Origin of the sequence: Taibaiella sp. KBW10, assembly GCF_003852495.1 — a bacterium.
Taxonomy (GTDB): Bacteria; Bacteroidota; Bacteroidia; order Chitinophagales; family Chitinophagaceae; genus Edaphocola.
This window is the reverse complement of the sequence record NZ_QAJI01000001.1, coordinates 50,294-63,313: the sequence shown is the minus strand read 5'-3', so window position 1 is coordinate 63,313 and position 13,020 is coordinate 50,294. Positions and strand designations below refer to the sequence as shown.

Annotated in this window: 9 protein-coding genes and 1 pseudogene; 3 read left to right on the top strand and 7 right to left on the bottom strand. The window is 40.8% G+C overall.

Annotation, left to right across the window (positions count from 1 at the left end; translation table 11 throughout):
- Nucleotides 1-55 precede the first annotated feature (55 nt).
- Nucleotides 56-913 carry an ATP phosphoribosyltransferase gene (gene hisG / locus DBR32_RS00290; RefSeq protein ID WP_124634286.1) on the bottom strand — a complete coding sequence of 286 codons (858 nt, stop codon included), beginning with the start codon at nucleotides 911-913 and terminating at the stop codon, nucleotides 56-58.
- 840 nt (nucleotides 914-1,753) lie between these two features.
- Between hisG and trxB the strand changes: the two genes are divergently transcribed.
- From trxB to DBR32_RS00275, 3 genes are all read left to right on the top strand, one after another.
- A complete protein-coding gene (gene trxB / locus DBR32_RS00285) occupies nucleotides 1,754-2,704 on the top strand; it encodes a thioredoxin-disulfide reductase (RefSeq protein WP_124634285.1) in 951 nt (316 codons plus the stop codon).
- 88 nt (nucleotides 2,705-2,792) lie between these two features.
- A complete protein-coding gene (tgt, locus tag DBR32_RS00280) occupies nucleotides 2,793-3,923 on the top strand; it encodes a tRNA guanosine(34) transglycosylase Tgt (protein ID WP_124634284.1) in 1,131 nt (376 codons plus the stop codon).
- Nucleotides 3,924-3,943: 20 nt separating this feature from the next.
- Entirely contained in the window at nucleotides 3,944-5,029 is a 1,086-nt protein-coding gene (locus DBR32_RS00275; protein ID WP_124634283.1) for an LptF/LptG family permease, read from the top strand.
- Nucleotides 5,030-5,054: 25 nt separating this feature from the next.
- Here the strand turns inward: DBR32_RS00275 and rfaE2 are convergent, their stop codons facing one another.
- From rfaE2 to DBR32_RS00245, 6 genes and pseudogenes are all read right to left on the bottom strand, one after another.
- Nucleotides 5,055-5,546, bottom strand: coding sequence for a D-glycero-beta-D-manno-heptose 1-phosphate adenylyltransferase (rfaE2, locus tag DBR32_RS00270; RefSeq protein WP_124634282.1), 492 nt, complete (start codon nucleotides 5,544-5,546; stop codon nucleotides 5,055-5,057).
- Nucleotides 5,518-6,138 (bottom strand): annotated as a pseudogene (locus DBR32_RS00265) (lysylphosphatidylglycerol synthase domain-containing protein); the annotation flags it as partial. The pseudogene DBR32_RS00265 and the gene rfaE2, both read right to left, overlap by 29 nt.
- A 10-nt stretch (nucleotides 6,139-6,148) precedes the next feature.
- Nucleotides 6,149-6,532: a lysylphosphatidylglycerol synthase transmembrane domain-containing protein gene (locus DBR32_RS15775; protein WP_124634280.1), complete on the bottom strand. Its 384-nt coding sequence runs from the start codon at nucleotides 6,530-6,532 to the stop codon at nucleotides 6,149-6,151.
- Nucleotides 6,533-6,607: 75 nt separating this feature from the next.
- Nucleotides 6,608-7,660: a TraR/DksA C4-type zinc finger protein gene (locus tag DBR32_RS15665; RefSeq protein ID WP_233559622.1), complete on the bottom strand. Its 1,053-nt coding sequence runs from the start codon at nucleotides 7,658-7,660 to the stop codon at nucleotides 6,608-6,610.
- 2 nt (nucleotides 7,661-7,662) lie between these two features.
- Nucleotides 7,663-11,031, bottom strand: a complete 3,369-nt coding sequence (gene ileS / locus DBR32_RS00250) for an isoleucine--tRNA ligase (protein ID WP_124634279.1) — start codon at nucleotides 11,029-11,031, stop codon at nucleotides 7,663-7,665.
- A 225-nt stretch (nucleotides 11,032-11,256) separates the two neighbouring features.
- Nucleotides 11,257-12,789, bottom strand: coding sequence for a T9SS type A sorting domain-containing protein (locus tag DBR32_RS00245; protein ID WP_124634278.1), 1,533 nt, complete (start codon nucleotides 12,787-12,789; stop codon nucleotides 11,257-11,259).
- Nucleotides 12,790-13,020: the final 231 nt, after the last annotated feature.

Here is a 13,020-nt window from a genome sequence, read left to right as displayed (position 1 = left end):
TTAGCGTTATCAAGTCTATCAATTAGAACTTATAACTTCTAATTGTGTATTGTATCTAAGCGATGAATTTCTCAATAGGAACCACCAAAATTCCTTCTGCTCCCGCTTCCCGAAGTTCATCTATGATATCCCAGAACTTATCTTCGCTAATTACCGAATGCAAGCTACTCCAGCCTTTCTGAGCCAATGGAAGAATAGTTGGGCTGTTTACCCCGGGTAGAATTTGTGTGATTTTTTCTAAACAATTATTGGGCGCGTTGAGCAAGATATATTTGTTTTCTTTTGCTTTGCGAACGGCGTTTATCCGGAACAAAAGTTTATTTAGAAGACTTTGCTTTTCTAAATCTAAATTTTGCGAAGCAATTAAAATCGCTTGACTGCTAAAAATCTTTTCGACTTCTTTTAGTCCATTAGAAAATAAGGTGCTTCCACTACTCACGATATCACAAATTGCGTTAGCCAAACCAATTCCTGGAGCGATCTCAACACTTCCAGAAATGATTTCAATAGTGGCCTCAATGTTGTTTTTTTGAAAATAATCAGAAAGGATATTCGGATATGAAGTGGCTACTTTTTTGCCATTGAAATAACTCAGATCTGTATAGTTGGTTTCCTTGGGAACAGCTAAACTGAGACGGCAGGAAGAAAAGCCCAACTGTTGAACAGGCTTTATTTTCTTCTGACTTTCTATTAATACATTTTCTCCGACGATGCCAATATCTGCAACTTGTTGTTCAACATATTGGGGAATATCATCATCTCTGAGAAATAAAATCTCGATTGGAAAATTGGTGGATGTTGCTACTAATTTTCCACCTCCATTGGGAAATTTAATGCCACATTCTTCTAATAATTGAAGTGATTTTTCGCTAAGTCTGCCCTTTTTTTGTATGGCAATTTTAAGTTTACTCATTTTCATTTTTATTAAAATGTTTGAGTAAATCTTACGACTAGAGAATCTAAAAAAGAATAATCCCGTTTGATTTACTCAAACGGGATTAGATATTTTGATTTTACAACATATCATTCTCTGCTCGCTTGAGTGCAAGTATGAAAATGATGATGATGTAATTGATTAAACATAGTTTGTGCTATTTGACGTTGTAAAGATATAGTTCTTATTTGATTTGCAAAATAAAAAACTATATTTTCAAAATATATGAGTTGTTTTATAATATAACATATTGATAATGTGTTAAATAGGAATTTATTTTTTATAGTAAATCTATCTGCCGGGCAATATACAATTCTTTTTGCGGCACCAATACGCTCTCTTGCGTTATCGCTTCTCATAGAGCATCACATGAATTTACCTCATTTTAAATAGATGCTTAACGGCCGCCATTAGTAGATTTGTAATATTAAGAGCAGCAACCGATTTGTTATGCTTACATGCATTAGCCCAATCAGGAAATGCCTTTATCAGAAACAATTTTAATGATAAACACAACCTCATTGATGAGGCAGACATGCGATCGAAGACCTTAGATAAAACACACGGAGTAAGGGGGATTTTCTATACGTGTTATATCTAAAAATGGGCAAAGCAGTAGTTTATTTTACCCAATAATTTATTTAATTTGCATTGTAAATTTAAGGAGTAATGAAATGAAAATGAGTATAGTAGCATTGTTACTAAATTGTTGCCAATAAATTTTACAATTTTATTAGCTTCTCTTTATAAATTGATTGAGGTTTCACTGGCCTTTTTGCCTTAAAAAACTTTAACTTCGCAAAGTTTAAAACATAAAATATGTCAACTGAAAATACAACTGAACTGATCGATTGTTTAATTATCGGTTCCGGCCCTGCAGGATATACTGCCGCAATATATGCTTCCCGTGCTAATTTAAAACCTGTTTTATACAGTGGTTTACAGCCCGGCGGCCAATTAACCATTACTACCGATGTAGAGAACTATCCCGGCTATCCGGATGGTATCATGGGTCCGCAAATGATGAAAGATTTCGAACACCAGGCAAAGCGCATGGGTGCCGATTTGCGTTGGGGCATGATTTCCAAAGTAGATTTATCAGTACGTCCGTTTAAAGTAGAAGTAGATGAGTCTTCCTGGATAGAAGCCAACAGCATTATTATTGCAACCGGAGCTTCTGCCAAATGGCTGGGTCTGGAAAGTGAGCAACGCCTGAATGGCTATGGCGTTTCTGCCTGTGCCGTTTGTGATGGGTTCTTCTTTAAAGAAAAAGAAGTGGCTATCGTAGGTGCCGGAGATACCGCTTGTGAAGAAGCTTTATACCTCTCTAAGATTTGTAGTAAAGTACACATGTTTATCCGTAAAGAAGAAATGCGTGCTTCTAAAGTAATGCAGGATCGTGTGCTGAAAACGGCGAATATTCAGGTGTACTGGAATACCGAAACAGATGAAGTACTTGGAGAAAAGAAAGTAGAAGCCGTGCGCATCTTAAATAATAAAACAAACGAGAAAACAGAGATTCCGGTAAGTGCTTTCTTTGTAGCCATTGGCCACCAACCCAACAGCGACCTGTTCAAAGGCACTATTGATATGGATGAGCAAGGTTATATCCTTACCGTTCCGGGTACGTCTAAAACTAATATTCAAGGTGTGTTTGCCTGTGGTGATGTTCAGGATAAAATGTACCGCCAGGCGGTAACAGCAGCTGGTAGCGGTTGTATGGCAGCTTTAGATTCAGAGCGCTACTTAGGCGAGCATGTACACAATTAATCTCTTTTTGATCCTTACTTAGATAGTGAGCTGTTGCAAAACGGCTCACTATATTTATCTTCAATACCTCCTTCTTTCTCCCCTTTATATGAAATTTGAATTACAAGCCGTTTGTCCCGATACCGGTGCCCGTGCAGGACTATTACATACCGATCATGGCGTGATTGAAACGCCTATTTTTATGCCTGTAGGTACTGCCGGAAGTGTAAAAGCGGTGATGCAAGACCAATTGCTTCATGATGTGAAAGCGGAAATTATCCTGGGAAATACCTATCATTTGTACCTCAGACCGGGTACAGAGATTTTAGAGGCTGCAGGTGGCTTGCATAAATTCAACGGATGGGATAAACCGATTCTGACCGATAGCGGGGGATACCAGGTATTTTCCTTATCAGCCAATCGGAAACTAAAAGAAGAAGGCGCTATATTTCAATCCCATATTGATGGATCCAAGCATTTGTTCTCTCCGGAGCGCGTTATGGATATACAACGCAGTATTGGTGCTGATATCATCATGGCTTTTGATGAATGTACCCCATACCCATGCGATTATGCCTATGCGCATAAATCTATGGAATTGACCCATCGTTGGTTAGACCGTTGCGTGCAGCGCTTAAGTGAGACCGATCCCAAATATGGGTACAACCAATCCCTCTTCCCGATTGTACAGGGTAGTACCTATAAAGACCTGCGTAAAATATCGGCAGAATATATTGCTTCCAAAGGAGCCGATGGTAACGCCATCGGAGGTTTGTCTGTAGGAGAGCCGGAGCAAGATATGTATGAAATGTGTGGTTTGGTCTGTGATATTTTACCGAAAGATAAACCCCGTTACCTGATGGGTGTGGGAACCCCTTGGAATATTATTGAGAACATCGGTTTAGGGGTTGATATGTTTGATTGCGTAATGCCTACCCGCAACGGAAGAAACGGAATGCTCTTTACCTCAGAAGGTGTGGTGAATATCAAAAATAAAAAATGGGAAAAAGACTTTAGTCCGATAGATGCCGGTATTGACAGCCGTTTCAGTAACTACTATACCAAAGCTTATTTAAGACATTTGTTCCAGGCAAAAGAAATATTAGGATTGCAATTGGCCAGTCTTCAAAACCTGTCCTATTACCTGCATCTGGTAAAAGAAGCCCGTCAACACATTTTAAATGGTACCTTTGCCTCCTGGAAACGTACGGCTTTGGATATTGTAAAAACCAGACTGTAAGCTTCAGCCCTAGACAAACTATGATGAACTTTCTGACCAAGATTGACCGCTATATTTTAGGAAAATTCTTAACGACATTTTTCTTCTTTGTGCTGATGATGGCGGTCATCATCTGTGTCATAGACTATAGTCAAAAGATAGACGACTTTGTAACTAAGCAAGCCCCTGTAGGAGAATTATTTATATATTTCCTAGTTTCCGCGCCTAGTTTTATCACCATCCTTTTTCCTTTATTCGCTTTTTTGCCGACCATTTTCTTTACGTCAAAAATGGCCAATAAAACAGAGATTATTGCCATCCTCGCTACAGGCACTTCTTTTAGGCGTTTTTTAAGGGCTTATATAGTAGGGGGCGTCATGCTGGCTTGTCTTTCTCTGGTCACCAATCACTACCTCATTCCCAAGTCCAACATTGTGATGAATGATTTCCTGCGTAAGTACTTTTTCGATAAGAAGATAGGTACCGATGGAAATGTACACCTGAAGACAGGAGAACATACCTATATCTATGTTGAGAATTTTACCTTCGCCACACAGACCGGCACGCAGTTTACGATAGAAACCATAGAGGGTATTACGCTTAAAGAAAAACTTATTGCAGACCGTATTGTTTATACCGATTCTACCAAAGAATGGACCTTGAAAAATGTGGTAATCATCAAGAACGAAGGCATTAAAGAAACCCTGACCCGGATACCCGAAATCAAAAAGAAGTACAATTTTACCCCTGAAGATCTTTCCGTTGACCGGAATGTAAAGATGGAAATGACCAGCGCACAATTATTAGGCTACATCAACAGGGAAAAAGAACGGGGAACGGAGAACGTATCGGATTTTGAAATAGAACTATACAAGCGTACCGCACAGCCGGTAGCAGGCTTTATTCTGGTTATCATTGCCGCTTGTATAGCCTCCCGTAAAGTAAGGGGTGGAAGTGGATCTCACCTGGCTTTAGGCATCATCATCAGTGCCTTGTATATCCTCATGATGCAGTTAACCTCGACCTTTGCGATCAATAGTGGGTTGCATCCCATCATTGCCGTATGGATTCCCAATATTATTTTCGCGGTACTGGCCTATGTGCTTTATCGCCGTAAGATGACCTGATCAGGTACTATTTTTTAGAGACTACTTAAGATTGTTTGCTTTTTTCAATAATACTGGTGGTAGAAAAATTCGGCACAAGTGGCAGGATCACCGTTTGGCCGCCTATAGACTGTACAAAGTCGTTGCCCACTACCGTTTCCGGAGTATAATCGCCACCCTTGGCTAATACATGCGGTCTTACCGCCTCAATGAGTTTTAAAGGCGTATCCTCATCAAAAATACATACTGCATCTACAAATTGCATAGCAGCCAATACCAAGGCCCGGCTATAGGCATCATTTATGGGTCTTTGTGGCCCTTTAAGCCTGGTTACGGACGCATCAGCATTAATGCCTACCACAAGTCTGTTTCCTAAAGAAGCGGCCTGTGCGAGGCTATTAATATGGCCTTGGTGGATAATATCAAAACAACCGTTCGTAAACACAATGTTCTGGCTGATCAGTCGCCAGCCGGAACAAATGCGTTCAAGGTTAGTAATATCGGTAATTTTATGCGAGATCAGTTGCAGTTTGTCCATTACTTTTTTTATTGATAATAGGTAACAAAATTAAGGAGGCTAAGCCCAATACCAAAACTAGAACAGTTTGTGCAGACCAGCAAATCCAGCCAAAAGCCTGGCCTACGCCCTCGCTGATGCCAAATAATAATAATACTGCTGAGACAATAATAGGGTAGGTGCCAATCCCGCCGGGCGTTACAATCATGCCGATACTGCCAAAAGCAATAATGGCGAGTGCCGAAGCAAAATTAAGGTGTGCGGTATCTGCCAGTGCCTGGTATCCGATATAGACCATTAAGGTGTACATTAACCATATTAAAGCCGTATACAGCAAAAAACGGCCTCTGGCTTTTAAGCGCCATACAGAGGTAATGCCTTCGCCCAGGCTTTTAAACATCTTGCCGATTTTGGTTGTCTTTATTTTCTTAAATAGATAAATAAAAGCAATGATCACCGCCGTTATAATCAGAATGATGAGACCAATACGAAGCCAGTTCGGTTCCGCAGACCCATAAAAATAACGGCCTAAATACTGATTAAGCAAGGTTTTGGCAATATCCCTTTCCATCACTAAGGTAAGCAGCATGACCAGGACCAGAGAGACCATATCAAACGCCCTTTCACCGAATAATGGTGCCTATCGCCTTTTCCGGAGCAGTTTTTTCATATTTAGCCAGAATGGTACACTTGGCCACTTCTCCCAGGCGGGGTACTACCGTGTTGGCCATATAACCGATGAGTACAGCAAAGGTGGTATTAGCCGTACTTGGATTTATATCTACTGTTTTTAATAAAATTTTCCAGCGTAAGGCCCTGAAGTAGTGGGAGAGAAAACCGACAACGGTGATAGGGGCAATAACCCACCATTTTATATTAGCCAGAGAAGCAGTCATGGCTAATTTATTTTCGGGGCTCATTTCCTTATAGCGCCAATAGATCAGGGCAATACCTAATCCCATAAAAATAATAATCTGTAGTAAAGTGTATATATGCTTCTTTTTCATCAATAATAATCTTAAAGGAAAGGATATAATAAAAGCCTGTCGCAGACAGGCTTTTATTATATATAATGTAAAAGTCTATTTTCTCATGGAATTTTTTGCTTCGATACTTAAAGTAGCATGTGGTACCGCTTTCAAACGTGCTTTGTCGATCAGTTTGCCCGTTTCACGACAGATGCCGTATGTTTTATTCTCGATTCTCACCAGGGCCTTTTCCAGGTTGTTGATAAATTGAATCTGGCGGGCTGCCATTAAAGACAATTGTTCTTTTTCCATAGCGCCGCTACCGTCTTCCATGCTGTTCAATTTGTTATCAGCATCATCGCCGGCTTCATCCTTACGGGTGATCAGGTTTTGGTAATAAGTAAAGTTTTCTCTTGCAGTATCAAGTCGTTTTAAGATCAATTCTTTGAATTCATTCAATTCTTCGTCACTATAGCGAAATACTGGGCCGGTTGATTGTTCTGGCATGTCTAATAAAGATCTTGTATGTGGATTATATTCTTTCATTGTCGTAGTTGGAGGCGCTGGTTTTGCGGCTGCTTTTGCTGATTTACGATGGGCAATAATAGGCATTGGTTTAGCATCTGCTTTTTTTGCAGGTGCAGCAGATGGTTTTGCAACCACCGGAGCAGGTCTGCTCAAAGGCTTAATGGTGCTTAATGGTTTAGGCGCAGGCTTTGGTGCTGCTTTAGGAGCGGGCGCTGCCACCACTTTTTTTACGGGAGCAATTGCTTTTTTAGGAGCAGGGGCTACCGCTTTTTTTGCAGGAGTAGCGACTACATTTTTAGGTGCTACAGCCTTCTTTACAGGAGCGGCTGCTTTTGGAGCAGGAACCGCTTTCTGAGGTACTACGGCTTTTTTTACCGGTGCTGCTTTCTTAGGAGCGGCTACTGCTTTGGTAACAGGAGCGGCCTTTTTAGGCGCCGGAGCTGCTTTCTTAGGCACAGCTACGGCTTTTTTTACCGGAGCGGCTTTCTTAGGTGCAGGAGCGGCTTTTTTCGCTGCTACACTTTTGGTCGGGATTGCTGCTTTCTTCGTAGCCACAGTTTTCTTAGGTGTAGCAGCTGCTTTTTTAACAGGAGCCGCCGCCTTTACTGGTTTTTTCGGAGTTGTTTTCTTGGTGGCCATAATTACGAATTTTTAGTAATGGAAACGGCGAGCAGCAAGTCATTTACTTCTATACTGATGCCATCTACAATGTTGTTAACTAACTCTATTTTATCGGCCAATATTTCTGTGGAAATATAAGCCATATTACGATTTACGGCGCCGTTTATAGCATCGTTGTTCTCAATTTGTACTAATATTCTGTCGGTAAGCGCAAATTCTTTGTCTTTTCGGATCTTCTGGATGCGGTTAACGATTTCACGGGCATTTCCTTCTTCTAATAAATCATCGTCAAGAGAAATATCCAAAGCTACGGTAATATTGTCTTTATTTGCAACAGACCAGCCAGGAATATCTTCGGCAATGATATCCACATCTTCTATATCTACAAATACTTCGGTTCCTTCTACATTCACCGCAATATGTTTATGATGCTCTAAAGATGCGATTTGCTCATCGCTCATATCAGTGATATAAGCGGCCACAGCCTTCATTTTAGCACCTACTTTCTTCCCTAAAGTTTTGAAATTAGGTTTAATGCGTTTTTTGATAAAACCATCATCCGAAAGGAATTCCAGTTCTTTCACATTAACTTCTGATAAAATTAAGTCTTTTACTAATGCCAATTGATCTTTATCATGCTGATTAAAAGCAGGAACCATGATTTTATGTAAGGGTTGGCGTACCTTGATATTGACCTTCTTACGAATAGACAATACCAGCGAACAGATATCCTGTGCCTTCTGCATTCTCTCTTCCAGATCGGTATCGATGATAGCCGTATCGGATTTAGGGAATAAAGCATGGTGTACCGAAGCTTCTTTATATTGATGACTCACGCCATTCAGGTTGTTGAATAACCAATCCGCAAAGAAAGGAGAGATCGGGGCAACCAATAAGCTTAGTTTTTCCAGACATTCAAACAAAGTTTGGTAAGCAGCTATTTTGTCAAACTCATACTCGCCCTTCCAGAAACGGCGGCGGCATAAACGTACATACCAGTTACTCAGGTGTTCGTCCACAAAGTTTTCAATAGCACGGCCCGCTTGTGTCGGCTCATATTCATCAAAAGATTTCGTTACCGTAGCGATCAGTGTATTCAGTGAAGACAAGATCCAACGGTCTATCTCAGGTCGTTCTGCTACCGGTATGTAGGCTTCTTCAAAAGCGAAACCATCTACATTGGCATACAGTGCAAAAAACTGATAAGTATTATATAAAGTACCGAAGAATTTACGCTGAATTTCTTCAATACCTTTAACGTCAAATCGTAAACTATCCCATGGAGAAGCATTGGTGATCAGGTACCAACGGGTAGCATCTGCACTATACTTTTCAATAGTAGCGAATGGATCGACCATATTGCCCAGGCGCTTACTCATTTTATTGCCATCTTTGTCTAAGACAAAACCATTGGCAATAACGGTTTTATAAGCCACACCCGGATATTTATCTTCCGTAACCTCGATGCCCGCTTTTCTTAATTCTTCATGCACACTATCTTTCAATAAAGATCCTAAGGCATGTAGGGTATAAAACCAGCCACGGGTTTGGTCTACACCTTCCGCAATAAAGTCGGCCGGGTAGTTTTGGGCAAATATTTCTTTGTTTTCAAAAGGGAAGTGCCATTGTGCATAAGGCATTGCGCCAGAATCGAACCATACATCAATCAGATCTGGTTCACGATACATCGGTTTGTTGTGCTCGTCTATCAGGACAATATCATCCACCACCGGTTTATGCAAATCGGCTAAAGGTAAAGCCACATTTTGGCTAAAGCCTGCAGCTTGTGCTTTCTTGATTTCTGCTTCCAGTTCGGCAACAGAACCAATACACTTTTTAGTACCCTCTTCACTTACCCAGATGGGTAAAGGCGTACCCCAATAACGGCTACGGCTCAGGTTCCAGTCCACCATATTTTCCAGCCAATTACCAAAACGGCCTTCACCGGTAGCTTTAGGCTTCCAGTTGATCGTTTTATTCAGGGCAACCATCTGATCTTTCAATGCAGTGGTTTTGATAAACCAGGCGTCCAGCGGATAATAAATGATTGGTTTGTCTGTTCTCCAGCAATGTGGGTAACTATGTTCGTATTTTTCTACTTTAAAAGCCTGTCCTTTTTGTTTCAGGAAGACCGATATATCTACATTGACGTCCTCATAATTCGGATCGTCTTTATAATTTTTGACAAAGCGTCCGGCATATTCACCGGTATCTTCTACGAATTTTCCTTCGCGATCCACCAGGTTGAATAAACCGATATTGTTTTTCTGACCTACTTTATAGTCATCCGCACCAAAAGCCGGAGCGGTATGCACGATACCCGTACCATCTTCTGTCGTCACAAAGTCACCCAAAATAACGCGGAAAGGATCACCCCCGCTTAATTCAGCTTTGTTGCTTTCAAAAGGAAGCAATTGTTCGTATCGTAAACCTTCCAGTTCTTTACCTTTTACCGTTTTTTCTATGGTCCAGGGCAGTATTTTGGAAGTACCATCCCAGCTTTCTATCGCCTGGTTTTCGCCTTCTGCCTTGAAGTACTTTGCTACTAAAGGCTGTGCGACAATAACCCTTTGTGCCTGATGGGTGTACGGATTAAGGGTGTGTACCACCACATAATCGATATTAGGTCCAACCGTCAGACCCGCATTAGACGGTAAGGTCCATGGGGTAGTGGTCCAGGCCATGAAGTATATTTCATGGTCGCTTTCAGCTAAGCCCAGTTGCGTTCTGGATGCAGTCGTCAGGCGAAACATTACCGTGGCACTCGTATCTTTTACATCTTTATAGGTGCCCGGCTGGTTCAGTTCATGCGAACTTAAACCCGTACCTGCGGCAGGAGAGTAGGGTTGAATGCTCACGCTTTTGTACAACAAACCTTTTTTGTACAATTCGCTTAAGCACCACCATAAACTTTCTATATAATTATTGTCAAAAGTGATATAAGGATCAGACAGGTCTACCCAATAACCCATTTTTTTGGTTATCTCATCCCATTTATCCTTGAATTTCATCACTTCTTTCCGGCAGGCATCATTATAATCCGCTACCGATATCTTTTTACCGATATCTTCTTTAGTAATACCCAACATTTTCTCCACACCAAGCTCTACGGGTAAACCATGCGTATCCCAACCTGCTTTACGCTTTACCTGAAAGCCTTGCATGGTTTTATAACGGCATACTAAATCTTTAAGCGTACGGGAAATAACGTGGTGAATACCGGGCATGCCATTGGCGCTCGGCGGCCCTTCGTAAAAAACAAAGGCAGGGCTTCCTGTTCTCAGGTCCATACTTTTTTGAAAAAACTGGCCTGCGTCCCATTTCTGATGCTGATCCTGCTCGATAGCAGGCATATTTAGTTGCTTATATTCCGGATACTTATTGCTCATTATTGAATCTACACAATTACGCTAAAAAATTGTGTGCAAAGTTATGAATTTTTTTACGATATTTCAAATTAGCATTCGATATAGCATAATGGTAACATAACGAAATGAGGAATCAATATATAGGTGTTTTTTCTGTTCTGATTTTTAAGCTCAAAAAAGTGCCTTCTATGTATTGTTTGTTTTTTTAATATAAAAGCAAACATTTAACAGAAGGCACTGTGCAGACTATTTAACAGCAAGGGTTTTCGCAATTTTTTCGTGATTGTTATATATGCAAATATAATATACACCACTGCTGAGGTCATTGAAATATATGGTGCCGCTGGAGATATTTTTGAGCTGTCTGACCTCCTGGCCCAAACCATTGATAACGGATATATTGGCTACCTCATTTAAAGGGACATCTGCCATTATTCTTATTTCGTTTTGACTTGCGGGATTGGGAAAGACATACAGGTTTAAGGATGGATTATTTCCGTTCATTCTTAAGGTATTGGAATAATCAAAACTACCGTCGGGATTAATCGCCCTTAGCCGGTATAAACAGGTTGCCGGTTCCATATCAGTATAAGCATAATCATCAAATGCAAGGCCTTCGCCACCGGTTTTCATTTTTTCTATACCGGCCTGCTTCCATGTGCTTTGCTCCGGTATTTGTTTCTCAATGGCATATTTTGTGTCGTCATTAGGGACGTGCCAGAATAGGCGTACCCAATTGCCTTCTCTTTTTCCGGTCAGAACCAGATTGTTCAGTGGTAAAGGAGAACTGCAATCAGCTACCGTTGTGGTTAAGATTGTATTACTGTAAGTGGTAGTCGTACTGCTTATAAGATCGGTAACTTTGATATTGCCCAATATGTAGAAGAGGTCGTTATTATTATGGGTTGCGGACCAGGAAAAAGGAATGAATCCACTACTATAGGGCGTTGTAGAGGTAATATCCGGCAGTGAGCTGCTGGGATAACTGGCTACCCGAACGGTATCAATAAACGGATTGAAGTCTTTGCTACTGTCTACATCTGCAAAGATATCAACACTGTAATCTACCAGATAGTTTGGTTGTTGGGCGGATATGGAAAATCTATACTGGCTTTGCTGACCGCTTTTCTGACAAAGCTGTATGCCGTTCAGCGTGGGAATATTGGAGAGATAGGTGAATCCGACCATGCTACACTGTACATTCAGGGAAGCCGCATTGGAAGACCATGCATCTCCTTTGAATTTTATGATCTGGTTGCAGGCTCCGGGATATACCAGAGATACATTTTCGATCTGATAGTAAATATTTCCATTTCCCATATCGGTTACTTTTAAGATCAGCCCGTCACTGGCATCTTTCACCTGGTTTATAGCCGGGAGCGTGTTGTCATCAATGGTAGGATCAGGTGCGTAAGTAGATAACAGGGTTGCCGGATTGGTGTTTCTGTTGATGATGATAGTAGCTAAAGCATTATTAAGTGCGCCATTCCCACCGTTTTGGCTGGACTTTGGTTCGTTGTTAAGCGCATAAGGAAAACTGGGGTTAGGGTAAGTGCTTTCGGGCCATAGATGCAATACGGTATATTTATTACCGTTATTTATATTAATGATGAAACTTAAATTTACATTTACGATACAATCGCCTGCAATGTTACTGTTCGTATAATTAAGCTCTACAGCGGGGCTTACAAAAGTACAGGCGCTGGTTTGTGCAGCTGTATATTTCGGTAATAACATCCATAAGAGTAATACAGATATGGATAGTGTAAACTTTTTCATGATACAATCAATTAAAAGTTAAGGAGAATATGTTTATTTGCTTTAGGAGCAGAAATGGGATATTGTGGAAATAGTAAGGACGTTTTCCGGCAATAATGAGCCACATCATTATTGGTAATAATGCTGTCGGGAAGTACTATTAGAAACGTTCTTTTTTAGAGGCGGTACTATTTTTTCGTGGACTAGATAACAGACCCTAACATAAATTGGCCGAATCAATAATGGCCAAAT